Source organism: Agromyces agglutinans, assembly GCF_009647605.1.
GTDB classification, from domain to species: Bacteria; Actinomycetota; Actinomycetes; order Actinomycetales; family Microbacteriaceae; genus Agromyces; species Agromyces agglutinans.
This window is the reverse complement of record NZ_WJIF01000002.1, coordinates 350,715-373,270: the sequence shown is the minus strand read 5'-3', so window position 1 is coordinate 373,270 and position 22,556 is coordinate 350,715. Positions and strand designations below refer to the sequence as shown.

The following is a 22,556-nucleotide window of genomic DNA, read 5'->3' as shown; positions in this document are numbered from 1 at the left end:
GGGCCGGCGCGGACTAAGCTGAACACAGCTGTACAGGAAGGGGCTTCCGTGTCCACGACCACTGCACCGCCGAAGCGCGCGGATGCGCGACGGAACATCGAGGCCATCATCGAGGCGGCCACGGCTCTCCTGGCCGTCGACCCCGACGCCAGCGTCCAGGAGATCGCGAAGGCCGCCGGGGTCGGTCGAGTGACGTTGTACGGCCACTTCGACTCGCGTACCGCCCTCGTCACCGAAGTCGCCACCCGCGCCGTCGCCCAGACCGAGGCGGCGCTGAGCGACATCGACCTGAGCGGCGACGCGGGCGAGGCGATGGCACGACTGCTCGAGACGACCTGGCACCTGACGCATCGATTCGGCGGGATCGTCGTCGCCGCCGGTCAGGTGCTTCCACCCGAGGCGATGCGTCGTGCGCACGTGGGGCTGCACGAGCGGGCGCGCGCTCTCGTGGAACGCGGCCGCCGTGCAGGCCGATTCCGTGCCGACATGCCGGTCGAGTGGCAGATCACGGCGATCCAAGCGGTGCTGCACGCCGCGTCGGGCTCGGTGCATCGCGGCGAGCTCGACGCGGACGAGGCCCCGAGGCTCGTCCGCGACACCGCACTCGCCCTGCTCGCATCGCCGACCTCTCGATAGAGGCCGGCGACGCGGCCATCGCGCGAAGCCCCGCGGCGCCGCTACGCCGTCGCAGCCCGTTTGCGGCCGGGCACGAGCACGAGGGCCACGAGGCCGGAAGCGGCGGCGACCACGGCGGCGAACCAGAATCCGAGGTCGTAGGCGGCGAACGCGTCGTCGACGAGCGCGGCTGCGGCCACGCTGGAGACGGCCGAGACACCCGTCGCCGCGCCGAACTCGTGCATCGTGCTCAGCGCCCCAGAGCCGACGCCCGCCTCGTGCGGCGCGATCGCGGTGAACATGCTGGTCGACGCGGACACGAACACCATCCCGATGCCGAGCGCCGCGACGCTCATCGCGATCACGAGCACCGTCATGCTGGGGATGCCCGCTGCCGCGGCCATCCCGAGCGCGCTGACGAGCAGGCCGATCACGGCGACCGTGCGCACCCCGATGCGGGGCCCGGCGCGGCCCCCGATCTGAGCGCCCGCGATCGTTCCGAGCGCGACCGGGATGAACACCAGCCCGGTGTCCAGCGCCGAGAACCCATGGACTCGCTGGAAGATGAACGAGCCGAGGAAGAAGATGCCGATCATCAGCGCGGTGGCGACGAAGATCAGGCCGAGGCCCGCCACGACGGGTGGCCGCGTGAGCATCCCGATCTCGAGCAGCGGGTTTCGGGCGACGCGTTGCCGCCACGCGAAGAGCGAGTAGCCGACCGCTCCGGCGAGGATGGGCAGCAGGGCGGCGAAGCTGAGCCAGCCGGCATCCCCGGCGCTCACGAGCCCGGTGATCACCGATGCGGTCGAGCCGGTCACGAGCGCGGCGCCGAGCCAGTCGAGTCGGCCGCCGGAGCCCGGCATCGACGGGATGGTCCGCCAGAGGGCGATGAACAGGAGGACGCCGATCGGCACGTTGATCCAGAACACCCACGACCAGCCCGGACCCGAGGTCAGGAGCCCGCCGAGCAGCACCCCGAGCGCTGCGCCGGCGCCGCCGAGCGCCGACCAGACGCCCAGCGCCTTGGCCAGTTCGGCGCCGTCGAACGTGCGGGCGATCACGGCCAGCGCCGCCGGTGACATCGCCGCCGCGCCGAGGCCCTGCAGCGCGCGGCCGGCGAGCAGCGTGACCGCATCGGTCGCGAAGCCCGTGACGAGGGACGCGATGGTGAAGACGGCGAGCCCGGCCAACACGACGCGCCGGCTTCCGACGACGTCGGCGGCCTTGCCGCCGAGCAGCATGAGCCCGCCGAAGACGAGGGCGTAGATGCTCACCACCCAGGTGAGCGATGCGCGAGAGAGATCGAGGTCGGTGCCGATCTGCGGAAGCGCCAGCGCGACGACGGTGACGTCGATCACGAGCATGAGCTGGGCGATGCCGAGGAATGCCAGCATCCGCCACCGCCGCGGGTTCCTGATGGTCGCCACGGGCGTATCGCCGGTCGAAGTGGACATCTGAGTACTCCCTCCCGAGTAACTCGAACAGTCGTGTTCGCGAAAGCTAACATGAACACGCGTGTTCGACAAGAGCCCCGTCCCCGATCCCCGATATCCTGAGCCCGATGCCGGCCAGCAAGAATCCCGCGATCGAGGACTACCTCAAGACGGTGTACGCGCACACCGAGTGGCAACCCGACCCCATCACGCCCAAGGTGCTCGCCGACCGACTCGGCGTCGCGCCCTCGTCGGTCACCGAGATGGTCAAGAAGATGGCCGCCGCCGGGCTGATCGCGCACGTGCCCTACGGCCCGCTGCGGCTCACCGACGCCGGGCGCGCGCGCGCACTCGCGGTCGTGCGCCGGCACCGGCTGATCGAGACCTGGCTCGTGCGCGAGATGGGATACGGCTGGCACGAGGTCCACGACGAGGCCGAGGTGCTCGAGCACGCGGTCAGCGACCGGCTGCTCGAGGCGATCGACGCGCGACTCGGGCGCCCGGCCCGCGATCCGCACGGCGACGCCATCCCCGCCGCCGACGGGTCGATCGCCGTCGAGGCGTTCGTGCTGCTGGCCGATGCGCCCGCGGGGCACACGGGCCGCGTCATCCGCATCTCCGATCGCGATCCCGACGTACTGCGCGACCTCGAGGCGGCGGGCGTCGGCCCCGGCGTCGAGATCGCGGTGACGGATGCCTCGGCCGACGCCGTGCGGATCTCCGTCGACGCCCGCCCCGTCGAGGTCGCCGCCGAGGCGGCCCGCGGCATCTGGCTGAGCGCGTAGGCCCGCGAGCCGCCCGTCACGCGGCCGTCACCGGCCCGACATGCCCGCCCTCTACGCTGGACGCATGGGACGACGCGACGAGGTCGAGTGCTGGCTGACCGACATGGACGGCGTTCTCGTGCACGAGAACCACGCGCTGCCGGGCGCCGCCGACCTGCTGCAGCAGTGGGAGGACGCGGGCACGCCCTACCTCGTACTCACCAACAATTCGATCTTCACCGCGCGCGACCTCTCGGCGAGGCTTCGCGCATCGGGCCTGAACGTCCCCGAGGACCGGCTGTGGACCTCGGCGCTCGCGACGGCCGACTTCCTCAAGCAGCAGCTGCCCGGCGGCTCGGCGTTCGTGATCGGCGAGGCCGGCATCCTCACGGCGCTGCACGAGGCCGGCTACATCATGACGGAGACGAACCCCGACTTCGTCGTCGTCGGCGAGACGCGCAACTACTCGTTCGACGCGATCACCAAGGCGATCCGGCTGATCGGCGCGGGCGCGCGATTCATCGTCACCAATCCGGATGCCACGGGCCCGAGCGCCGACGGACCGCTGCCGGCGACCGGGGCGATCGCCGCGCTCATCACGAAGGCGACGGGCAAGGAGCCGTACGTGGTGGGCAAGCCCAACCCGATGATGTTCCGGTCGGCGCTCAACAAGATCGGCGCGCACTCCGAGAACACCGCGATGATCGGCGACCGCATGGACACCGACATCGTCGCGGGCATCGAGGCGGGCCTGCACACCGTGCTCGTGCTGACCGGCATCAGCGACCGGCGCGAGATCGAGCGCTACCCGTTCCGCCCCGACGAGGTGCTCACGGGCGTGCACGAACTCGTCGTGGCCGAGCCCGCCGAGACCGAGCTGTAGGCCGGCGCCTCCACCGCGTCGGTCGAGGAGGCGCGCCAGCGCCGTATCGAGACCCGGTGACGTGGTCTCGATACGCTCCTTCGTCGCTCCTCGACCGACGGGCGCGCGGGAATCCCGACCTACGGCTCGAGCTCGATCTCGCGCTCGCGATCCCAGGGCTCGGTCCAGCCGAGCCGGTCGAACAGGGTGTCGAGCACGAGCGCGGTGAACCCCCACACGACGTGCGTCCCGGCCGAGCCGGCGACCAGGAAGCCCGGCCCGCGCCACTCCTCACCGTCGCGGCGGAACACCGTCGTGCGGCGGTTCGCCGCGGCGAGCAGGTCGGCGACCGGCGCTCGGAACACATCGGCGGACTCGGCGACGTCGACCACGCGCACTGGCGACTGCTGCCGCCACCAGCCGATCACGGGCGTCACGAGGTGCTGCGAGTACGGCAGCGGCAGCTCGTCGAGCGTGCCGAGCACCTCGACGCCCGCGGTGTCGAGCCCGGTCTCCTCGCGCGCCTCGCGCAGGGCGGCGCCGATCGGACCGTCGTCGCCCGGGTCGATGCGGCCGCCCGGGAACGCGACCTGCCCGGCGTGCGAACGCAGGGTCGCTGCGCGCGAGAGCAGCAGCACGTCGAGGTCGCTCGAGACCGCGCGGACCTGCGCGTCGTGGTCGCTGGGCCGGCCGTCGAGCACCCCGAAGAGGAGGAGCACCGCGGCCGGGCGCGAGTCGGGGTTCGCCGGTGCCTCCGCGATCCACGGGCCGAGGCCGCCGTCGGTCGAGGCGAGCGCCGCCAGCTGCTCGCGCGCCGTCGTCGGGGGTTCGTTCTCGTGTGCGACCACGTGACGAGGCTACGCCGTGCGTGACCACGCCCGGGTCGAACGACGGGCGGTCGGACGTCAGGATTCGCCCGTGCTCCACCATCCGGTCACCGGCGTTCCGGCGAGCCGGAGTTCGCCGAGGGCGCGCGCCTTGTACCGCGCCGGATTGTGCGAGGCGATCGTGCGGGCGTTGCGCCAGTGCCGATCGAGGGCGAGGTCGGAGTCGGTGGCGCTCGCGCCGCCGACCTCGAAGAGCTTCGTCGCCGCGTCGAGGACGCTCGGCAGCACCACGAGCTGTGCTCGTGCGGTGTCGGCGTCGAGCCGCTCGATAATGGGTCGCAGTGCGGCATCGTCGACGCCGGCGAGTTGCGCCGCGGTCGAGCGGTCGAGCCCGGCGGCGAGCGCGCCCACGGCGGCGTCGGCCGCGAAGGCGAGTGCGTCGAGCTCGCCGATGGTCTCCTGCACGATGGGGTCCGCCGAGGAGGTCGAACCGCTGCCGTGGCTGTAGACGCGGGTGCGGGCGCGCACGAAGCGCACGGCATCGTCCACGACCGCACGGCCGATCCCGGAGACCACGGCGAGCAGCACGAGCTGCACGTAGGCCGATCCGTGCGAGGGCCGACGGTCGCCGACGCGCGACACCTCGCCCGGATCGACCCGCACGCCGTCGAAGACGGTGGTTCCGCTGCCGGTGAGCCGCTGCCCGAATCCGTTCCAGTCGTCGACCCGGTCGACGCCGGGCGCATCCGCGCGGACGAGCACCGCGACCTGCTCGCCGTCGTCGTCTTCGGCGGTCACTGAGACGAGGTCGGCGAACAGGGTGCCCGTGCTGTAGTGCTTCGTTCCACTCAGCCGGAGACCGCCGTCGGCCGCGAGGGTCAGCTTCGTCGACAACGAGCCGACCTTCGCCGCGGAGCGCTCGTGGGAGGCGTTCCCGATGACGAGTCCCTCGGCGACGAGCCGCAAGCGGGCGTCCCGCTCCCGCGAGGCGGCTGCGAGCGCCGTCCGGTCGACGAAGGCGAAGTGCGAGCGGAAGAGCTGGGCGAGGTTGGGATCGCGGCGTGCCAGCTCGGCGAGCAGGTCGAAGAACTCGGCGTGCGAGGCACCGTCGCCGCCGAACTCGACGGGCAGCGTCACCTTCGTGAAGCCGGCGTCGCGGAGCCGCGCCACCTCGGCATGGGGCAGCCGACGGTCGCGCTCGCGCGCGACGGCGCCTTCGCCGAGCTCGTCGAACAGCGCGGCGAACCGTTCCACGAGCGTGCCGGAACGGCCCTCGCCGGAAACGGGCGGCAGCCTCTCGGTGAGCGTCATCGGAGCGCCGCCTCTCGAACCTCCGCGGCTTGGGGCGCCCCAGGGGCCTGCCAGTCGGGGAGCGTGCCATCGAGCTCGAACTGGCCGAGCGCGGCGAGGCGCTGCGCCGTGGGATTGTGCGAGGCGATCGTCCGGACGTTGCGCCAGTGCCGATCGAGCGCGCGGCCGGTGCCGACGGCGGAGGCTCCGCCGACCTCGAACAGCTCCGTCAGGACGTCGAGCACCAGGGCCGGCACGGTGTGCTGGGCGCGGAAGACCTGCAGCTGCGCGTCGCGCGCCTCGGTCGGCCCCGCGGTCCCGGCGCGGGTGCGCTCGAGGACCGCCCCGAGGGTACGGCCCGCGTCGAGCACGACGGCGCGAGCGGCGGCGGACGCGGCCGAGAGCCGTCCGAGCTGCGCCTGCACCAGCGGGTCGTTTCGTGGCGGGCGGGCGCCCGGATAGCCGAAGGTGCGTTCGCGGGGCCGTACGTACTCGACGGTGTCGTCGAGGGCGCGCCGCGCGATGCCCGCGACCACCGCGAGCAGCACCAGCTGGAAGACCGCGCCGATGAGCGTCCAGCGGGACGGATCGCCGGCCGAGCTCACCTCGGCGGCGTCGACCACCGCCCCGTCGAACACGGTCGTGCCGCTCCCCGTCAGCGGTTGGCCGAAGCCGTCCCAGTCGTCGATGGTCCGAACACCCGGCTGCCGTGCCGAGACGGTGACCGCGACGCGCTCGTCGCCCTCGAGCGCCGAGAGGTGGATCCAGTCCGCGTAGATCGAGCCCGTCGTGTAGTACTTGCGCCCGGTGAGCCGAAGCCCGTGGTCATCGCGTTGGAGCCGCGTCCCGAGTTCACCGAGCAGTTGCCGCTCCGACTGGGCATTGCCGACGAACTCCCCGGCGAGGATGCGTCCGGCCCAGGTGCGCAGACGCGGAGCCTGCTCGCGCAGGTCGGCCTCGGGCACCGAGTCGAGGCGCAGGGCCTCCACGAACGCGAGGTGGCCTCGTTGCACGTGCGCGAGGTTCGAGTCGGCGGCGGCGAGGTCGATGAGTCGGGCGATGACCGCCTCGAAGGCCTCGTCGGGACCGCCGAGCTCGGCAGGCAGCCGCTGCGCGCCGAAGCCGAGCTCCTGCAGGCGGGACACCTCGGCGAAGAGCAGGGTCCGGTCGCGCTCGCGCTCGGCCGCGCCGGGTGCGAATGCGTCGACCGCCGCACGGAAGGCGGCCTCATCGAAGGTCGGCACCCGCATCACCTGCCCTCGTGCATCACGAGGCGGGCGATGCGGTTGCCCGCGAACTGGGCGAGCTGGACGATCGCGATGAGCACGGCGATGACGATGAACATCGTCACCCAGTCGAAGCGCTGGTAGCCGTAGGTCATCGCGAGGTTGCCGAGGCCGCCGCCGCCGATCACGCCGGCGACCGCGGTCGCGTCGACGAGGGCGACGAAGATGTAGGTCAGCCCGAGGGCGAGCGGGCCGAGCGCCTCCGGGATCACGATGGTGAAGAGCACGCGCCACGGTCGGACGCCCATCGCCGCACCGGCCTCGACGACGCCCGGGTCGACGGCGACGAGGTTCGACTCCGCGATGCGCGCGATCGCCACACTGGCGACCAGGGCGAGCGGGAAGATCGCGGCAACCGGTCCGATGCTGCTGCCCATCACGATCCGGGTCACGGGGATGAGGGCGACCGCGACGATGATGAAGGGCACCGGACGCACGATGTTCACGACCGCGTTGATGACGGTGAACACCGTCGCGTTCTGCAGGAGATTGCCGGCTCGGGTCGCATAGACCACGTGCCCGAGCAGCACACCGAGCACGGCGGCGGCGATGAAGGCGCCGGTGACCATGACGAGCGTCTCGAGGAGCGCATTCCAGATCTTCGGCAACAGGGTCGAGAAATCGGTCTCAGGCAATGGATGCTCCTTCGCGGATGGCGACGTCCGTGACCTCGACGATGCCCGCCAGTTCGCGCACGGCAGCGTCGACATCGGCATCCGCGCCGAGCAGTTCGACGGTGAGGGTGCCGAAGAGCCGCGACTGGAGCTCGCTCACGCCGCCGTAGACGACGTTGAAGTCGACGCGGTGGGTGCGGGCGATGCGGGAGAGGAATGGGTCGTTCGACCCCCGATCGCCGACGTGGATGCGCACGAGCCGGCCGTCGTGCACGCGGCGGATGCGCTCGAGCGTGGACTCAGCGGCCTCGTGCGAGATCACCGACGAGACGAACCGGCGGGTGGTCGGGTGCACCGGATCGGCGAACACGTCGTAGACGGTGCCGTGCTCGACGATCTCGCCGCGCTGCATCACGGCGACGCGGTCCGCGATGCGTCGCACGACGTCCATCTCGTGCGTGACGAGGAGGATCGTCACCCCGTACTCGCGATTCACCCGCTGGAGCAGGTCGAGCACCTCACCCGTCGTCTGCGGGTCGAGCGCACTCGTCGCCTCGTCCGAGATCAGGATGTCCGGGCGGTTCGCGAGCGCCCGGGCGATGCCGACCCGCTGCTTCTGACCGCCTGAGAGCCGGTTGGGGTACTGCAGCGCCTTGTCGGCCAGGCCGACGAAGTCGAGCAGTTCCTCCACCCGGTCGAGCAGTTCGCCCTTGGGGACTCCCGCGTGCTTCAGCGGGTAGGCGACGTTCTGGTACACGGTCCGCGACTGCAGCAGGTTGAACTGCTGGAAGATCATGCCGATGCGCTGCCGCAGCCGGCTGAGGTCGCGCGGATTCAACGAGCCGACGTCGTGGCCGTCGACGACGACGCGTCCGCTCGTGGGGCGGTCCAGTCCGTTGACCGTGCGCAGCAGCGTCGACTTGCCGGCGCCGGAGTACCCGACGATGCCGAAGATCTCGCCCCGTTCGACGGACAGGTTCACTCGCTTCAGCGCGTCGAACTCGCGACCGTCGACGGCGAAGGTCTTCGACACGTCCTCGAAGGCGATGGCGGTCGTCTGGGCGGTGGCGCGGGCGGGCGCCGCGTCGACCCCGGCGCCCCGGACGGGCACCGCGGTGGCGGTGGCGGTGGCGGTCGTCATGATGCTCCCATCGGTGGTGCGGATGCCGTGGCGGCGGCCGGGAGGCGGTTCCCCGGCCGCCCCGGCGCTCAGCCGTTCGCGCGGGCGAATTCCTCGAGTTCGACGATCTTGTCCTGCAGCTTCTCGGCAGGGATGTCGACGATCACCGCGGCACCGTGGGTGTCCTCGTCATTCGCCGCCTGCACGCGCGGGTCTGCGTAGACCTCCCGGAGCGTCTCCCAGACTGCGTCATCGGCGCGTTCGGCGGTGGTCGCGATGAAGTTCACGTACGGGAGCGAGTGGTCGGCGAGCGCGTCGTCGAGGTAGAGCGCGTCATCCGCCGTGACGCCCTGGCTGGGGTCGAAGTACGACGTGCCGACCACCACCGCGTCGACGGTCGGGTCGTCGAGCTGCTGCGGGATGGTCAGCGCCTTGATCGGCACGAACTCGAGCTGCTTCGGGTTCGAGGTGACGTCGTCGGGCGTCGGGTAGATGCCGGCGGTGGGGTCGACCTCGATCAGGTCCGCGGCGGCGAGGATCCCGAGCGCCCGGCCGCCGTTCGCGGCGTCATCGGGGATGACGACGCGGGCGCCGTCGGCCAGCTCGTCGAGCTCCTCGAGCTTCGACGAGAAGATGCCCCACTCGACGATGACCGTCGAGACGACCGGCACGAGCTCGGCGTCGTTCTCGACGTTGAAGGCGCTCAGGAACGCGCCGTGCTGGAACGCGTTGGCGTCGACCTCTCCCGCGACGAGCGAGCTGTTCGGCAGTGTCCAGTCGTCGGTGAAGTTGACCCACTCGAGCTCGATGTCGTGCTCGGCGGCGACTTCGGCGACGGCGTCCTGCAGGGCGCTCTCGCCCGAGCCGGCGACCTTCAGGTGGACGGTCTCCGCGGCATCGGCGACCGCCGCGTCGCCGTTCCCGGCGAGATTCACCGCGATGACGGTGCCGACGGCGGCGAGCGCCAGCACGGCGACGCCCGCTCCCACGATCCAGCCGGTGCGCCGGCGCTTGTTTCGCTGCTCCAGAGCGTTGCGGAGTTCGCTCTGCGGCGCGTCGTTCGGTGCGGTCATGGTTGCTGCCTCTTCCTGGTCTCGTGGACGGGTGAGCCCCATGCTCCGGTCCGATTCCCGGCACCGCGAATGCGCCCGTCACCGTCCGTCGTGAACGGAAAGACAGCGCGACGCAGGGTCACGCGTCGTCACCGGGTGCGCACCAGCGCGCAACGTACCGTCACGAGCGCGTCGCCGCGCCGGCGTCACGCGCCGTCACGCGACCGTGGGCGGTCAGCCGCCGAACCCGCTCCAGTAGCGGCCCTGCTCGCGCGCCCGCTCGGCGTCGACGATGCCGTCGGCCTGCTCACGGCTGCGCGCACGCACCTGCTCGGAATGACGGCGCCAGGAGAAGAACCACTGCGACGCGCCCCACAGGGCCGCGATGAGACCGAGGCCGACCCAGAACGACCAATCCATCGCAACCTCCCCGTCGCCGTGCGGATGCCCTCAGTGTACGGGTCGGGCTGCCGCTCGGCAGGCGTCAGGCGAGCCGGCCGATCGCCTCCTCGACCAGGCCCCAGAACCGGTTGACGTCGAGGCCGACCGCGACCCCCGCGTTGGGCTCGCGCGCGAGCATCCCGTCGAGGTCGACGACCGTGGCGCCGACGGTCTCGCCGCCCAGGAGCTCGATGTCGAGCCGGGTGCGCACGACGTCGACGCATCCGGGATCGGCCAGGACGGCCACGGCGACCGGGTCGTGCAGCGGGCCGTCGGGCAGCCCGAAGACCTCGTCGTTGGTTCGGCAGAAGAAGTCGAGCAACTCGTCGCCGAACGCCGACGTCCGCGTGCCGAGCGCGGCGAGCCGGGCCCGCACCTCGGCCGTCACGAGCGCGCGGTGCGTGACGTTCAGCCCCACCATCGTGAACGGGATGCCGCTGCGCAGCACCAGGTCGAGCGCCTCGGGGTCGACCCACGCGTTGAACTCGGCGTAGGGCGTGACGTTCCCGCGTTCGGTCGATCCGCCCATCCACACGATCTCGCGGATGCGCGGCGCCACCTCGGGCCGGTCGCGCAGCAGCACGGCGACGTTCGTGATCGGTCCAGTCGCGACGACGGCGACCGGTTCGGATGCCTCGGCGAGCACGTCGGCCATGAGCGCGGTCGCCCCGCGCGGGTCGAGCCCGAACGCGGGCTCGGGCAGTTCGGGTCCGCCGAGGCCGTTCTCGCCGTGGATCCATTCCGCGGTCGAGAGCTCGCGAGCGAGCGGACCGGCGGCGCCGGCCGCGACGGGGACATCCGTCACGCCGGCGACGGTGAGCGCGACGCGCGCGTTCCGGCTGGTGTGCTCGAGCGGCACGTTGCCGCCGACGGTCGTCACGGCGAGCAGGTCGAGCGATGGATGCCCCGCCGCGAGCCACAGGGCGAAGACGTCGTCGTGGCCGGGGTCGCAGTCGATGATGACGGGGATGCTCATGCGTCGCTCGATTCGATCGTGAGGGCCGCGGATGCCTCGATCACGCGGTCGCGCGAGGCGTAGGAGTCGACCGTGCCGCGCCGCTGCACCGCGAGCGACGCCGCGGCCACAGCCAGGCGCACCGACTCGTGGAGACTTCGACCCTCGGCGAGGAAGGCCGCGAGCGTGCCCGTGAAACCGTCGCCGGCGCCGGTCGTATCGACGGCCCGGACCCGCGGGGCCGACACGGCGATGCCGGGCCGGGCGGAGGCGTCGTGCGTCCCGGCGCCTCCTGCCGCCACGGCCCCCGCTGCGCCGAGGGTCACGACGACCGACCGTGCGGTGCCAGCTGCCACGGCGTCGACGGCGGCCTCGAGCCATCGGCCGAGCGCGGCGTCGGCGGCGAGGTCGCGACCGATGCCGAGCGCCTTCGCCTCGTGCTCGTTGACGACCAGCGGGTCGGCGAGCGCGACCGTCGCCGCGCCGACCCCGACTGGAGGAGCCAGGTTCAGCACGAACCTCGCGCCCACCTCGTGCGCCAGGGCGGCGCAGCGCTCGATCGCCACGACCGGGAGTTCGCCCTGCGTGAGCACGACCGCGGCGTCGGCGAGGTGGGCGCGGCGGGCGTCGACGGCCTCGATCGTCCACCCGAGGTTGGCCCCACCGGCCACGACCACGGTGTTCTCGCCCGATGCGGCGACCGTGATGAGCGCGACGCCGGTCGGGGCATCCGTCGTCGTGCGGATGCCGGCCGTCGGGAGGCCGAGCCGCTCGAGCGTCGCGAGCGCCAGCGCGCCGTTGGCGTCGTCGCCGACGCGCGCGAGCAACGCCACGTCGGCGCCGGCGACGTGCGCGGCGACGGCCTGGTTCGCGCCCTTGCCGCCGAGCGCGAGCTGGAACCCGGTCGCCGCGATCGTCTGCCCCGGGGCCGGGAAGTCGTCGACGTAGCAGGTCGCGTCGACGTTCAGCGAGCCGACGACGACGACCCGCGCGCTCATGCGGTCGGGCCGGTGCCCTGCAGCGAGCCGGTCAACGGCTCGCCGCCGGCGCGGCTCACGAAGCAGAAGTAGGCGCGCTGGCCCGACGTCCACTGCGCCTCGTTCACCGGATACGTCGACTGGACCTGCAGGTCGGGGACCCCGGCCGCGGCGGCCGGATCGATGACGCCCGCCGAGACGCAGTGCGCCTGGGCCTGCGCGCCCGCCTCTGCCTCGCCGGGAAACGCCGCCGCCGGGTCGTCGCTCAGCGAGCCCCGGAAGACGAGCTGCGCGGTGTGCGGCGCCGCGCAGTCGACCACGGTGAACTCGTCCGACCACGCGGCCAGCTCTCCCCACGACTCGATGCACTCGCCGCCGAAGAGCGTGTCCCACGCGTGCACGCCGGGCGGCTGCATGGCGGTCGGCACGGGCACCGGCGCCTCGGACGCGGCGCCCGATCCGCTCGCCGAAGCCGACGCGGAGTCCGCCGGGTCGGCGTTGCCGCCCGGCAGGTTCTTGCCGAGGAAGAAGAGGCCGACGACCACGAGCACCGCGACGAGTCCGCCGGCGACCCACACGAGGGTCTTCACGGTTCGGTTGCCGTCCGGCTTGCCGGAGCCGCCGCCCGAGGTCGGGCCATTGCCGCGACCGGATGATCCGCCCGAACCGTTCCCGCCCGGCCGCCCGGCGCCGCCCGAGGTCGGGCCGCCGAAGCCGCCCGAGCCGCCGGACGATGCCCGTGCGGCACCCCCGCCGAAGCCGGCGCTCGAACCCGCTGCGACACCGGAATCCGCCGCGGCACCGGCCGCCGGGCCGAAGAGGGCCGCGAAGCCGTCGGGCGAGGTCTCGGGGTCCGCCCGGTCGAACGCGGCGGTCGGAGTCGGCTCGGGCCGGGCGAACGGGTCTTCAGCCGAGGCGAGCCAACTGCGGCGCTCGTACGGCTGCGGCTCGGGCTCGGGCTCGGGCTGCCAAGCGGGCTGGGACCCGAAGGCCTGCTGCGACGGCTGCGGTGCGTCGTCGTCGAGGTCGGCCTTGGGGTCGGGCGCGTGCGGATCCGGCCGGAGGTTCCAGAGGTACACCGGCTCGTCGGGCTCATCGGCTCCGTCGAACGCCTCGGCGGCGCCGGGAGCATCGAAGTCGTCCCAGTCGTCACGGTCCGGGCCGTCGTCGCCGAGGCCCTCCACAAAGCCGAGGGCGGCGAAGTCGGCGGCCTCGGCCGGCGGCCCGGGAGGCGGCACCGGCGAGCCTGGCTCGGCGGCGGCCTGCGGCACCGGGCGCCCGCCGCCGAGGGCCGCGAGCAGGTCGTCGACCGGGGTCTGAGCCGGCTCGGGCTCGTCGTCGGCCGGGTCGTCCCAGCGCACCGAGGCGAATGCGGGGAATGGCGCGCGCACGCGCGGGGCCTCGACCTCGGCCTCGGGCGCGGCGGCGGCCCCGGCCGCGGCCGCCGGCAGGGCGGCGTCCCCGAGGGTCCAGCCTGCCGCCATGGCCGGTGCGGGAGTGCCGGCGGGCCCTCGCACCTCGAGGAACGGCGAGGCCGCATCTTCGTCGAGCGACTGGCGGGAGTCAGCAGGGTATTCGGGGTCCGCGGCGTACTGCGGCTCGGCGTAGGGTGCCTGGTCGTACTGCGGCCCGGGAGCGAACGGCTGCTGCTGGCTGTACTGCTGCGGCTCCGCGTACTGCGGCTCCGCGTACTGCTGCGGCTCCGCGTACTGCTGCGGCTCCGCGTACTGCTGCGGCTCCGCGTACTGCTGCTCGGCGTACTGCTGCGGCTCCGCGTACTGCGACCGGTCGAACGGTGAAGGCGCGTATCGCGGGTCGGAATACCCCGGCTGGGCGGGCTCGGGCTCCGCGTACTGCTCCTCGGCGTACGGCTGCGGCTCCGGGTACTGCTCACTAACGTACGGCTGCGGTTCTGCGTACGGCTGCTCCGCGTACGGCTGCGGCTCCGCGTAGGGCTGCGGCCGCGCGTACTGCTCCTCGGCGTACGGCTGCGGCTCCGCGTACGGCTGCTCCGCGTACTGCTGCGGCTGCGCGTACTCGGGCTCGGCGTACGCCGCCGGCTCGACGTACGGCTGCGGCGGCGTGACAGGTGCCGCCGGCCGGATCGGCTCGGGATCGGGCTCGGCGAGGGCCGACCAGAGTTCGGCTCCGTAGTCGCCGATCGGGGCGCGCGGGGTCGGCGGCAACGGCGTGAAGGACTGCCGGGCCACGGGGGGCGCGAACTCCGCGAAGGGCGGAACGTCGGCCTCCGGCTCGGGCGTCGGAACCGACGGCGGCACCGGCATCGACGGCGTCGCGGCTGCAGCGGGCGCGGCGGGCGCAGCCGACTCCCAGGGCATCGGCGCCGGCGCGGGTGCAGCCGGCGCCGCGGGTGCGGCAGGCTGCGCGGGTGCGGGTGCCGCCGGCTGGGCGTGCGCAGACGTCGACGGGGACGCCGGCTGCGAGGCATCCGGGGCATCCGTCTGCGACAGCTGCGCGAACGCCGCGCGGAGCGCCTCTTCGGACCCGAGCGACGAGTCCCCCCACGTCAGTGCGAACGGCGCCGTCGGCGTCACCGGACCGGGCGGCGGCGCGGGCACGGCCGGAGGCGCCACCGGCGCGACGGGCGGCGGTGCCCACGCGTTCGGCGACACGTCGGGCTGGGCGGGCTCGACGAAGCGGGCGGGCGGCGTGAACTGCGCGAGCTGCTCGGGCGCGGGCGTCACGATGGGCCCGCCGATCACGGGGAGGGCGCGGGTCGGGACATCCGCGTCGTCGACCGGCTGTGGCTGGTGGGTGACGGGCTCGGCGACCGAGAACCAGTCGGCGACCTCCTCATGCCGTCGTACGGGTGGAAGCGGCGGCATCGGCGCCGGCTGCGCCGGCTGCGCGGCGGCAGGCGTCGCAGCAGCGGGCGGTGCGAAGGGCGACGGGTCGACGACGGGTCGCGGCGCGCTCGGGTCGGGCGCGCCGCCGCGGGCGAGCTCGCCCAGCAGCCAGTCGGCTCCGTCCTGATCGAATGCGCCGCCGCGCTCGTCGCCTGCTCGCATCAGGCCAGGCCCAGGTCTTCCAGGCCGATCGCGTACAGGTAGGGCACGCCCTCGGCCTCGATGACCTCGCGCGCGCCCGTCGCGCGATCGACGACCACGGCCACGGCCGCGACCTCGGCGCCGATCGCGCGGAGTGCGGCGATGGCCTTCAGCGGCGAGCCGCCGGTGGTCGACGTGTCCTCCAGCACGATCACGCGCTTGCCCGCGAGGTCGGGACCCTCGACCTGCTTGCCGCGACCGTGGTCCTTCGGCTCCTTGCGCACCACGAACGCGTCGTAGGCGAGCCCGCGGGCCGCGCCCTGGTGCAGGATCGCGGCCGCGATCGGGTCGGCGCCCATGGTCATGCCACCCACGGCCGCGACGTCGGGCACGTCGGCGATGAGGTCGATCATGACCTGGCCGATGAGCGGCGCGACGCGGTGGTCGAGGCTCACCTTGCGCAGGTCGACGTAATAGCTGGCCTGCTTGCCGCTGGTCAGCGTGAAGTCGCCGTGGAACACCGCATCGGCGGAGATGTGGTCGATCAGCTGGCGGCGCACGTCGGCGGCCTCGCCGCGGGGGTCTGGCTGGGTCACGCGACGAGTTTACGTGGTGACCGGGAGAGGGAACGCGGAGAATGCTCAGGAACGCCCGGCGCGAGAGGTCCGGCCGCCGCGCGGACCCGGGGCATCCGGCTGGTGCGTGGCGAGCGGGGGCGGCGGGGCGCGGTGATCGGCGCGCTGCCAGATGCTTCGGGGTGTCCCCGGCACCAGTCGCGCCCAGAACGGCGGCTGCTCGGTCTCGTGCAAGGCGGAAGGAACGTCGATGTGGAAGTTCGCGAGCTCCTCGGCGCCGTGATGCACGACCCGGTACAGCGCCGTGCCGATCAGCACCCCCAGGGCGATCGCCATGACCGACGTCAGCGCCTCGGTGAAGTCGTCGAAGCCCCTGCTGGTACCGATCGCCTCGGTCAGCCCCGAGAGCCCCGCCGCTCCCGGCACCAGCAGCCAGAACGCGGGCAGGAAGGTCAACTGCGTCGGTACCCCCCGGCGCAGCGTCGCGATCCAGAGCACGACCGGTGTCATGGCGAGCGCGCCGATGAACCCGCTCACGGTCGGCCCGGCCACGAGTGCGCCGACGGATTGCCCGGCGTACGCGACGACGAGCGCCAGCAGCACCCAGCCGAACGTGCGTCCCGGCGATGAGAAGTGCAGCACGTCGCCGATGGCCAGCAGCAGCACGCCGGCGAGCGCGGTCCACCAGGGGAGCCGCCCCGCGGCGTCGAGCGGTACGTAGCTCGACGCACCGACGCCGACGATGGAGCCTGCCGCGAGGATGCCGAACGAGAGGAGGCCGAGTTGCACGAGGCCGGTGACCAGGCGCGACGCTCCTGCGATCATCTGGCCCGCGGCCAGTTCCATGGTGGCGGTGGTGAGCAGGCCGCCCGGCAGGAACGTCACCAGTGGCGCGATGAGGAGGAGCAGCGGATCGCCGATCGGCAGCACGAGGGCGACCAGGAACACCGTGACGGCCGAGACGAAGGCCGCCACGACGGGGAAGACCAGGCGCAGCGTCGGTGAGCGGATCAGCTTGGCGAGCCCGAGCAGCGCGCCCAGCCCGAACGCCACCATGATGCCCTGCCACGTGGGCATGAGCAGCAGGGCGAGGCCGGTGGTCAGCACGGCGTGGCCGAACACCTGCAGGGGCCAGCCGTGGCGGGGATGCATCGCACCGATCTCATTCAGCCGGTCGATGCCGGCCGCGGGATCGATGGCGCCCCGGCGCGCCCGTTCGAGCAGGTCGTAGAGCGCCGCGATCTGGTCGAAGCGGAGTTGCGGGCCGCTCGCGGTCCGCAGCGCGACATGGCCGGTGTCGCCGGAGCCCGTCTGCACGATGATCACCGTCGGCAGCACGACGAGGTCCACATCGTCGCGGCCGTACGCCCTGGACACGGTGACCATCGTGTCCACGATGCGGTCGATCGATTCCTGTGCGGCGGTCATGCCTTCGGCGAGGCCGAGCAGGAACCGCCGGAGCATCGCGTCGTCGTGCACGTCGACCATCACGGCCCTCCCCGCCGTCGGCGAGCCACGCGTCGAGAGCATCGGACGTCGCGCGCTCGCACTCGCGGGCGCCGACCGGCACCCGTCGAATCACGCTAACGCGAGCGGCCGCGAGTGTCGAGCGCACCGCGGCGGGTACAGCGAAGGGCCGCCCCGCGGGGTGTCCCTCCCCCGCGCAGCGGCCCTTACGAAGGCCGCGCTGCGATGGAATGGGGGGGTGTCCCTCCCCCGCGCAGCGGCCCTTCGGAACGGGGCGACCGAGCCCCGGTCGCGCGACTAGACGGTGCGCGCGAACTGCTCCTTCGGCATGCGGCGGTATCCGTCGCGAGCGACGACGACGATCGAGCTGCCGACGCCGACGAGAGCGACCACGCCGAGGATGCTGAGGAGGACGATGGAGGAGAACACGGCGGATTCCTTTCGAGGATCAGGGAGCGTCGAGCGACGGAGGCCCCATTGCGCGTGTTCGACCCCTCTATTCTCGCGCGCGAAACGCTTCAGCACAATCTGACAGTCCTACATCGATCATGTAGCGTAGCTACATGGACGTTCGCCGCCTCGACCTGCTCAGGGAGCTCGCCGAGCGCGGCAGCGTGACGGCCGTCGCCGAGGCCGCGGGGCGCACGCCCTCGGCGGTGTCGCAGCAGCTCAAGGTGCTCGAGCGCGAGGCCGGCATGCCCCTCACGCAACGCAGCGGCCGCGGCGTCGTGCTCACCAGCGCCGGGCACGCGCTCGCGCGGAGCGCGACCGAGGTCGCCGTCGCGCTCGAGCGCGCCACGGCGCTGTGGGACGAGTTCCGGAACCACCCGAGCGGCGAGGTCACGCTGCTCACCTTCCCCACGGTCGGAGCGACCCTGCTGCCGGCCGTCCTCGCCGACCTCGCGAACATCGCGGGCCTCGTCGTGCACGCGACCGACCTCGACCCCGAGCTGGCCGAGTTCGCCGACCTCGCGAACGAGCACGACATCGTGCTCGCGCACACCATGCCCGGCGTGCTGCCCTGGGGCGGCCGCGGGCTCAAGGTCGTGCCCCTGCTCACCGAGCCGCTCGACATCGGGCTGCCGACCGGCCACCGGCTCGCCGGCCGCACCTGGCTCACGCCCGAGGACCTCGCCGACGAGACCTGGATCGGCGTACCGCCCGGGTTCCCCTTCGAGCGGATCGTGCACGAGATCGAGCAGGTCGGCGGGCGACGGGTCGAGGTCGCCCAGCGCTTCAGCGACATGCGCATCGTCGAGGCGTTCGTCGAGGCGGGGTTCGGGGTCGCGTTCGTGCCGAGGTACACGTCGGGCACGGTGCCGCCCGGCGTCGTGCTCAGGCCGCTGCGCGGCGTGGCATCCGCTCGCCAGATCGTCGCGCTCGTGCGACCCGACGTCGCCGAGCGGCTCGCGGTGCGCACCGTGCTCGACGTGCTGGTCTCGCATGCCGGGCGGCTGGCGGAGTCGTACGCCGCACGCGGGTGATCACCGCGCCGAACTAGACTCGGCCGACATGAGCGATGCAGCCGGCGATGACGCGATCCGCTTCGACGTGACCGACGGGCTCGCCCGCATCACCCTGAGCCGGCCGCATCGGCTGAACGCCGTCGACCCGGTCGCCATCGAGCGCTGGCGCGACCTGGCCGAGGAGGTCGCGAATCGCGAGGACGTCGGCGCGGTGCTGCTCGACGCCGCCGGGCGCGCGTTCTGCGCGGGCGGCGACCTGCGTGCCATGTCGGAACTCGCGGGCGAGACGGATGCCTCGGGCCGCACGATCACGCGGCTGGCCGACGTGATCCACGAGGGCCACCGGCACCTGCGCGAGAGCGCGAAGCCGATCGTCGCCGCCGTGCAGGGTCCGGTCGCCGGCGGCGGGCTCGGGTTCATGCTCGTCGCCGACGTCATCGTGGCCTCCGACGCGGCGACGTTCTCGAGCCGCTACAGCGATGCCGGGCTCACGCCCGACTGCGGCGTCAGCTGGTTGCTTCCCGAGGCGGTGGGAGCGCGGCGCGCCCTCGAGCTCGTGCTCACGTCGCGCACGCTGACGGCCGCCGAGGCGCTCGACTGGGGACTCGTCACCGAGGTCGTCGCCGCCGATCGCCTCCCGAGCCGGGCGGAGGAGGTCGCGCGCGGCTGGCTCGCGGGCGCCACCGGCGCGTTCGGGCAGGCGAAGCGGCTCGTGCGTGCCGCGGCCGGGAGGCCGTTCGCGGTCTCGCTCGACGACGAGGCCCTGACCATCGGCCAGGCCTTCGACACCCCCGACGCCCAGGCGCGCATCGCGGCGTTCACGAGCCGGTAGCGCCGGCGCCGGGGCATCCGCTCGCTCGCTTCCTCGGGCACCCCGTTCACGCACCGGGCAGGAATTCAGGCCCCATCCGGGCTGTGGGGCCACCATGGGGCCCGAATTCCTGCACGAGGAGAGCCGGCCGACCTCAGTCGTGCCGCGGGAAGCCGAGGTTGATGCCCCCGTGGCTCGGGTCGAGCCAGCGCGAGGTGATCGCCTTCTCCTGCGTGAAGAACTCGAACCCGTGCGGGCCGTACGACTTCGAGGCGCCGAACAGCGAATCCTTCCATCCGCCGAACGAGTGGTACGCGACCGGCACGGGGATCGGCACGTTGATGCCCACCATGCCGACCGTCACCTCGCGTTGGAAGCGCCGCGCGGCCCCGCCGTCGTTCGTGAAGATTGCCGTGCCGTTGCCGTAGCGCGACCCGTTGATGATGTCGAGCCCCTCTTCGTAGCCCTCGACCCGCACCACCGAGAGCACGGGCCCGAAGATCTCGTCGCGGTACACGGCCGACGAGGTCGGCACCTTGTCGACGAGCGTCGGCCCGAGCCAGAACCCGTCGGGCTCGCCGTCGACCTCGACGCCACGACCGTCGACCACCACGTCGGCGCCGTCGGCCGTCGCGACGTCGACGTACCCGGCGACCTTGTCGCGATGCTCGCGCGTGATGAGCGGGCCCATGTCGGTGCCGCGCGTGCCGTCGCCGGTCTTCAGGCCCGACATCCGCTCGCGCACCTTCGCGACGAGGTCGTCGGCGATCGTTTCGGTCGCGAGCACGACCGAGACGGCCATGCACCGTTCGCCCGCCGAGCCGAAGCCCGCGTTGACGGCGGCGTCGGCGGCGAGGTCGAGGTCGGCGTCGGGCAGCACCAGCATGTGGTTCTTGGCGCCTCCGAGGGCCTGCACGCGCTTGCCGTTCGACGAGGCGGTCTCGTAGATGTACTTCGCGATCGGCGTCGAGCCGACGAACGAGATCGACCGCACGGTCGGGTGCTCGAGCAGCGCGTCGACGGCGACCTTGTCGCCGTGCACGACGTTGAGCACGCCGTCGGGCAGGCCCGCCTCCTGCATCAGCCGGGCGAGCCAGACCGACGCCGACGGGTCCTTCTCGCTCGGCTTCAGCACCACGGTGTTGCCCGCGGCGATCGCGATCGGGAAGAACCACAGCGGCACCATCGCCGGGAAGTTGAACGGCGAGATGATGCCCACGACGCCGAGCGGCTGGCGCACGGTGTACACGTCGACGCCGGTCGACACATTCTCGGAGTACTCGCCCTTCGTGTAGCCGGGCATCGCGCACGCGAGCTCGACGACCTCGAGCCCGCGCGAGATCTCGCCGTGCGCGTCGGCGAGCACCTTGCCGTGCTCGCTCGTGAGGATCGCGGCGAGCTCGTCGGTGCGCGCATTCAACAGCTCGCGGAACGCGAACATCACCTGCTGGCGCTTCGCGATCGAGGTGTCGCGCCACGCCGGGAAGGCGCGCTCGGCCGCCCGCACCGCGACATCGACGTCGTCGGCGCTCGCGAAGCGCACGCGCGCGCTCTCGACGCCGCGCGCGGGGTTGAAGACGGGCCCGCTGCGGTCGGAGCCCCCTGCGACGGATGCCCCGTCGATCCAGTGCTCGATGAACTCGGTCATGGTCATTCCCTTCCCTCTCCGCCGCCCGTGGTCTCCGCCGCGAGCACCTCGTCGTAGATCGCCATCGCCTCCGCGACCTCCTCCTCGGTGACGACGCAGGGCGGCACCACGTGGATGCGGTTGTCCTGGATGAACGGCAGCAGCCCGCGCGCGACGAGCGCCGCCTTGATGCGGCCCATCGCCGCGGCGGGCAGCGGCTCGCGGGTGTCGCGGTCGGCGACGAGCTCGACGGCCCAGAACACGCCTTCGCCGCGCACTTCGCCGATGACCGCGTACCGCTCGGCGAGGTCGGCGAGGGCCGGCCCGATGGCCGTCTCGCCGATCGCGCGCGCGTGCTCGACGACGCCCTCCGAGCTCATCGCGTCGAGCGTCGCGACGATCGACGCCATCGCGAGCGGATGCCCCGAATACGTGAGGCCGCCCGGGAACACGCGGTCGTCGAACCGCTCGGCGATCGGCTCGTCGATGACGACGCCGCCCGCGGGCACGTAACCCGAGTTGACGCCCTTCGCGAAGGTGATCAGGTCGGGCCGCACGTCGTAGCCGTCGAAGGCGAACCAGCGTCCGGTGCGGCCGAAGCCGGCCATCACCTCGTCGAGGATGAGCAGGATGCCGTGCCGGTCGCACAGCTCGCGCACCCCGGCGAGGTAGCCGGGCGGCGGCACGAGGATGCCGGCCGTGCCGGGCACGGTCTCGAGCAGCACCGCCGCGATCGACGTCGGACCCTCGGCCTCGATGACGCGTCGCAGGTGGTGCAGCGCCCGCTCGGACTCCTGCTCGGGCGTCGTCGCCCAGAACTCGGAGCGGTACAGGTACGGTCCGAAGAAGTGCACGTGTCCGCGTGCGAACTCGTTGGGCACGCGGCGCCAGTCGCCGGTCGAGACGATCGCGGCGCCGGTGTTGCCGTGGTACGAGCGGTACGTGGAGAGGATCTTGTCGCGTCCGGTGGCGAGCCGCGCCAGCCGGATCGCGTTCTCGTTCGCGTCGGCGCCGCCGTTCGTGAAGAACACGCGTCGGAAGCCCTCGGGCGCGTGGTCGATGATGCGCTTCGCGGCCTCGCCGCGCGCGAGGTTCACGGTCGACGGCGCGATCGTCGTGAGCAGCTCGGCCTGCTCGCGGATCGCCGACACGACGGCCGGATGCTGGTGCCCGATGTTGACGTTCACGAGCTGGCTCGAGAAGTCGAGGTATTCGTTGCCCGCATGGTCCCAGACGCGGCATCCGCGCCCGCTCGCGATGACGAGCGACGAGGTCTGCGACTGCGCCGACCAGGAGTGGAACACGTGGGCGCGATCGAGCTCGCGAGCGAGGTCGTCGGTGTCGGTCATGGTGATGCTGCCTGCCT

At 72.7% G+C, this 22,556-nt stretch carries 21 protein-coding genes; 5 read left to right on the top strand and 16 right to left on the bottom strand.

Going from position 1 to position 22,556, the window contains the following annotated elements; all coding sequences use genetic code 11:
• Nucleotides 1-48: 48 nt before the first annotated feature.
• Nucleotides 49-636 carry a TetR/AcrR family transcriptional regulator gene (locus GE115_RS04945; protein WP_216648754.1) on the top strand — a complete coding sequence of 196 codons (588 nt, stop codon included), beginning with the start codon at nucleotides 49-51 and terminating at the stop codon, nucleotides 634-636.
• Between the two features lie 41 nt (nucleotides 637-677).
• On the opposite strand, the gene GE115_RS04940 is transcribed toward GE115_RS04945, so the two are convergent.
• A complete protein-coding gene (locus tag GE115_RS04940; RefSeq protein ID WP_153683664.1) occupies nucleotides 678-2,069 on the bottom strand; it encodes an MFS transporter in 1,392 nt (463 codons plus the stop codon).
• 107 nt (nucleotides 2,070-2,176) lie between these two features.
• On the opposite strand from GE115_RS04940, the gene GE115_RS04935 reads away from it, so the two are divergent.
• Nucleotides 2,177-2,833 carry a metal-dependent transcriptional regulator gene (locus GE115_RS04935; protein WP_153683663.1) on the top strand — a complete coding sequence of 219 codons (657 nt, stop codon included), beginning with the start codon at nucleotides 2,177-2,179 and terminating at the stop codon, nucleotides 2,831-2,833.
• A 64-nt stretch (nucleotides 2,834-2,897) separates the two neighbouring features.
• Nucleotides 2,898-3,695 (top strand): HAD-IIA family hydrolase, encoded by a 798-nt coding sequence (locus tag GE115_RS04930; protein ID WP_153683662.1) that lies wholly within the window; start codon nucleotides 2,898-2,900, stop codon nucleotides 3,693-3,695.
• Nucleotides 3,696-3,814: 119 nt separating this feature from the next.
• On the opposite strand, the gene GE115_RS04925 is transcribed toward GE115_RS04930, so the two are convergent.
• The 13 genes from GE115_RS04925 to GE115_RS19070 form a co-directional block, all read right to left on the bottom strand.
• Nucleotides 3,815-4,522: an NUDIX hydrolase gene (locus GE115_RS04925; RefSeq protein ID WP_376765692.1), complete on the bottom strand. Its 708-nt coding sequence runs from the start codon at nucleotides 4,520-4,522 to the stop codon at nucleotides 3,815-3,817.
• A 57-nt stretch (nucleotides 4,523-4,579) separates the two neighbouring features.
• Nucleotides 4,580-5,812: an acyl-CoA dehydrogenase family protein gene (locus tag GE115_RS04920; RefSeq protein WP_153683661.1), complete on the bottom strand. Its 1,233-nt coding sequence runs from the start codon at nucleotides 5,810-5,812 to the stop codon at nucleotides 4,580-4,582.
• Nucleotides 5,809-7,035 (bottom strand): acyl-CoA dehydrogenase family protein, encoded by a 1,227-nt coding sequence (locus tag GE115_RS04915; RefSeq protein ID WP_312854905.1) that lies wholly within the window; start codon nucleotides 7,033-7,035, stop codon nucleotides 5,809-5,811. Before GE115_RS04915 ends, GE115_RS04920 begins: the two co-directional genes overlap by 4 nt.
• Before the next feature lie 5 nt (nucleotides 7,036-7,040).
• On the bottom strand, nucleotides 7,041-7,712 hold the full coding sequence (locus GE115_RS04910) for a methionine ABC transporter permease (protein ID WP_246190546.1): 672 nt from the start codon (nucleotides 7,710-7,712) through the stop codon (nucleotides 7,041-7,043).
• Entirely contained in the window at nucleotides 7,705-8,832 is a 1,128-nt protein-coding gene (locus tag GE115_RS04905; protein WP_153683658.1) for a methionine ABC transporter ATP-binding protein, read from the bottom strand. Before GE115_RS04905 ends, GE115_RS04910 begins: the two co-directional genes overlap by 8 nt.
• Nucleotides 8,833-8,900: 68 nt before the next feature.
• Nucleotides 8,901-9,884 carry a MetQ/NlpA family ABC transporter substrate-binding protein gene (locus tag GE115_RS04900; protein ID WP_153683657.1) on the bottom strand — a complete coding sequence of 328 codons (984 nt, stop codon included), beginning with the start codon at nucleotides 9,882-9,884 and terminating at the stop codon, nucleotides 8,901-8,903.
• Nucleotides 9,885-10,097: 213 nt separating this feature from the next.
• Entirely contained in the window at nucleotides 10,098-10,283 is a 186-nt protein-coding gene (locus GE115_RS04895; RefSeq protein ID WP_153683656.1) for a hypothetical protein, read from the bottom strand.
• Nucleotides 10,284-10,347: 64 nt separating this feature from the next.
• Nucleotides 10,348-11,280, bottom strand: coding sequence for a nucleoside hydrolase (locus GE115_RS04890; RefSeq protein ID WP_153683655.1), 933 nt, complete (start codon nucleotides 11,278-11,280; stop codon nucleotides 10,348-10,350).
• Nucleotides 11,277-12,257 (bottom strand): ribokinase, encoded by a 981-nt coding sequence (locus tag GE115_RS04885; protein ID WP_153683654.1) that lies wholly within the window; start codon nucleotides 12,255-12,257, stop codon nucleotides 11,277-11,279. The genes GE115_RS04890 and GE115_RS04885 overlap by 4 nt, the downstream gene beginning before the upstream one ends.
• The gene (locus tag GE115_RS04880) at nucleotides 12,254-15,265 is read right to left on the bottom strand and encodes a hypothetical protein (RefSeq protein ID WP_153683653.1); all 3,012 of its coding nucleotides are present in this window, start codon (nucleotides 15,263-15,265) and stop codon (nucleotides 12,254-12,256) included. The genes GE115_RS04885 and GE115_RS04880 overlap by 4 nt, the downstream gene beginning before the upstream one ends.
• Nucleotides 15,265-15,840: an orotate phosphoribosyltransferase gene (gene pyrE, locus GE115_RS04875; RefSeq protein ID WP_312854904.1), complete on the bottom strand. Its 576-nt coding sequence runs from the start codon at nucleotides 15,838-15,840 to the stop codon at nucleotides 15,265-15,267. Before pyrE ends, GE115_RS04880 begins: the two co-directional genes overlap by 1 nt.
• A 45-nt stretch (nucleotides 15,841-15,885) precedes the next feature.
• Nucleotides 15,886-17,307, bottom strand: a complete 1,422-nt coding sequence (locus tag GE115_RS04870; protein ID WP_172979706.1) for a threonine/serine exporter family protein — start codon at nucleotides 17,305-17,307, stop codon at nucleotides 15,886-15,888.
• Between the two features lie 276 nt (nucleotides 17,308-17,583).
• Nucleotides 17,584-17,715 carry a hypothetical protein gene (locus tag GE115_RS19070; protein ID WP_281350794.1) on the bottom strand — a complete coding sequence of 44 codons (132 nt, stop codon included), beginning with the start codon at nucleotides 17,713-17,715 and terminating at the stop codon, nucleotides 17,584-17,586.
• A 134-nt stretch (nucleotides 17,716-17,849) separates the two neighbouring features.
• Between GE115_RS19070 and GE115_RS04865 the strand changes: the two genes are divergently transcribed.
• Nucleotides 17,850-18,770 (top strand): LysR family transcriptional regulator, encoded by a 921-nt coding sequence (locus tag GE115_RS04865; RefSeq protein ID WP_153683651.1) that lies wholly within the window; start codon nucleotides 17,850-17,852, stop codon nucleotides 18,768-18,770.
• 28 nt (nucleotides 18,771-18,798) lie between these two features.
• Nucleotides 18,799-19,584, top strand: a complete 786-nt coding sequence (locus GE115_RS04860; RefSeq protein ID WP_153683650.1) for an enoyl-CoA hydratase/isomerase family protein — start codon at nucleotides 18,799-18,801, stop codon at nucleotides 19,582-19,584.
• Between the two features lie 133 nt (nucleotides 19,585-19,717).
• Here GE115_RS04860 and GE115_RS04855 read toward each other — a convergent pair whose 3' ends face one another.
• Nucleotides 19,718-21,211 carry a CoA-acylating methylmalonate-semialdehyde dehydrogenase gene (locus GE115_RS04855; RefSeq protein ID WP_153683649.1) on the bottom strand — a complete coding sequence of 498 codons (1,494 nt, stop codon included), beginning with the start codon at nucleotides 21,209-21,211 and terminating at the stop codon, nucleotides 19,718-19,720.
• Nucleotides 21,212-21,213: 2 nt separating this feature from the next.
• Nucleotides 21,214-22,539, bottom strand: a complete 1,326-nt coding sequence (locus GE115_RS04850) for an aspartate aminotransferase family protein (protein WP_153683648.1) — start codon at nucleotides 22,537-22,539, stop codon at nucleotides 21,214-21,216.
• Nucleotides 22,540-22,556: the final 17 nt, after the last annotated feature.

Coding starts and splice junctions, on each gene's coding strand:
- GE115_RS04940 (WP_153683664.1), bottom strand. CDS start 2,069: ATGTCCACTTCGACCGGCGATACGCCCGTGGCGACCATCAGGAACCCG.
- GE115_RS04935 (WP_153683663.1), top strand. CDS start 2,177: ATGCCGGCCAGCAAGAATCCCGCGATCGAGGACTACCTCAAGACGGTG.
- GE115_RS04930 (WP_153683662.1), top strand. CDS start 2,898: ATGGGACGACGCGACGAGGTCGAGTGCTGGCTGACCGACATGGACGGC.
- GE115_RS04920 (WP_153683661.1), bottom strand. CDS start 5,812: ATGACGCTCACCGAGAGGCTGCCGCCCGTTTCCGGCGAGGGCCGTTCC.
- GE115_RS04905 (WP_153683658.1), bottom strand. CDS start 8,832: ATGACGACCGCCACCGCCACCGCCACCGCGGTGCCCGTCCGGGGCGCC.
- GE115_RS04900 (WP_153683657.1), bottom strand. CDS start 9,884: ATGACCGCACCGAACGACGCGCCGCAGAGCGAACTCCGCAACGCTCTG.
- GE115_RS04895 (WP_153683656.1), bottom strand. CDS start 10,283: ATGGATTGGTCGTTCTGGGTCGGCCTCGGTCTCATCGCGGCCCTGTGG.
- GE115_RS04890 (WP_153683655.1), bottom strand. CDS start 11,280: ATGAGCATCCCCGTCATCATCGACTGCGACCCCGGCCACGACGACGTC.
- GE115_RS04885 (WP_153683654.1), bottom strand. CDS start 12,257: ATGAGCGCGCGGGTCGTCGTCGTCGGCTCGCTGAACGTCGACGCGACC.
- GE115_RS04880 (WP_153683653.1), bottom strand. CDS start 15,265: ATGCGAGCAGGCGACGAGCGCGGCGGCGCATTCGATCAGGACGGAGCC.
- GE115_RS04870 (WP_172979706.1), bottom strand. CDS start 17,307: ATGGTCGACGTGCACGACGACGCGATGCTCCGGCGGTTCCTGCTCGGC.
- GE115_RS04865 (WP_153683651.1), top strand. CDS start 17,850: ATGGACGTTCGCCGCCTCGACCTGCTCAGGGAGCTCGCCGAGCGCGGC.
- GE115_RS04860 (WP_153683650.1), top strand. CDS start 18,799: ATGAGCGATGCAGCCGGCGATGACGCGATCCGCTTCGACGTGACCGAC.
- GE115_RS04855 (WP_153683649.1), bottom strand. CDS start 21,211: ATGACCGAGTTCATCGAGCACTGGATCGACGGGGCATCCGTCGCAGGG.
- GE115_RS04850 (WP_153683648.1), bottom strand. CDS start 22,539: ATGACCGACACCGACGACCTCGCTCGCGAGCTCGATCGCGCCCACGTG.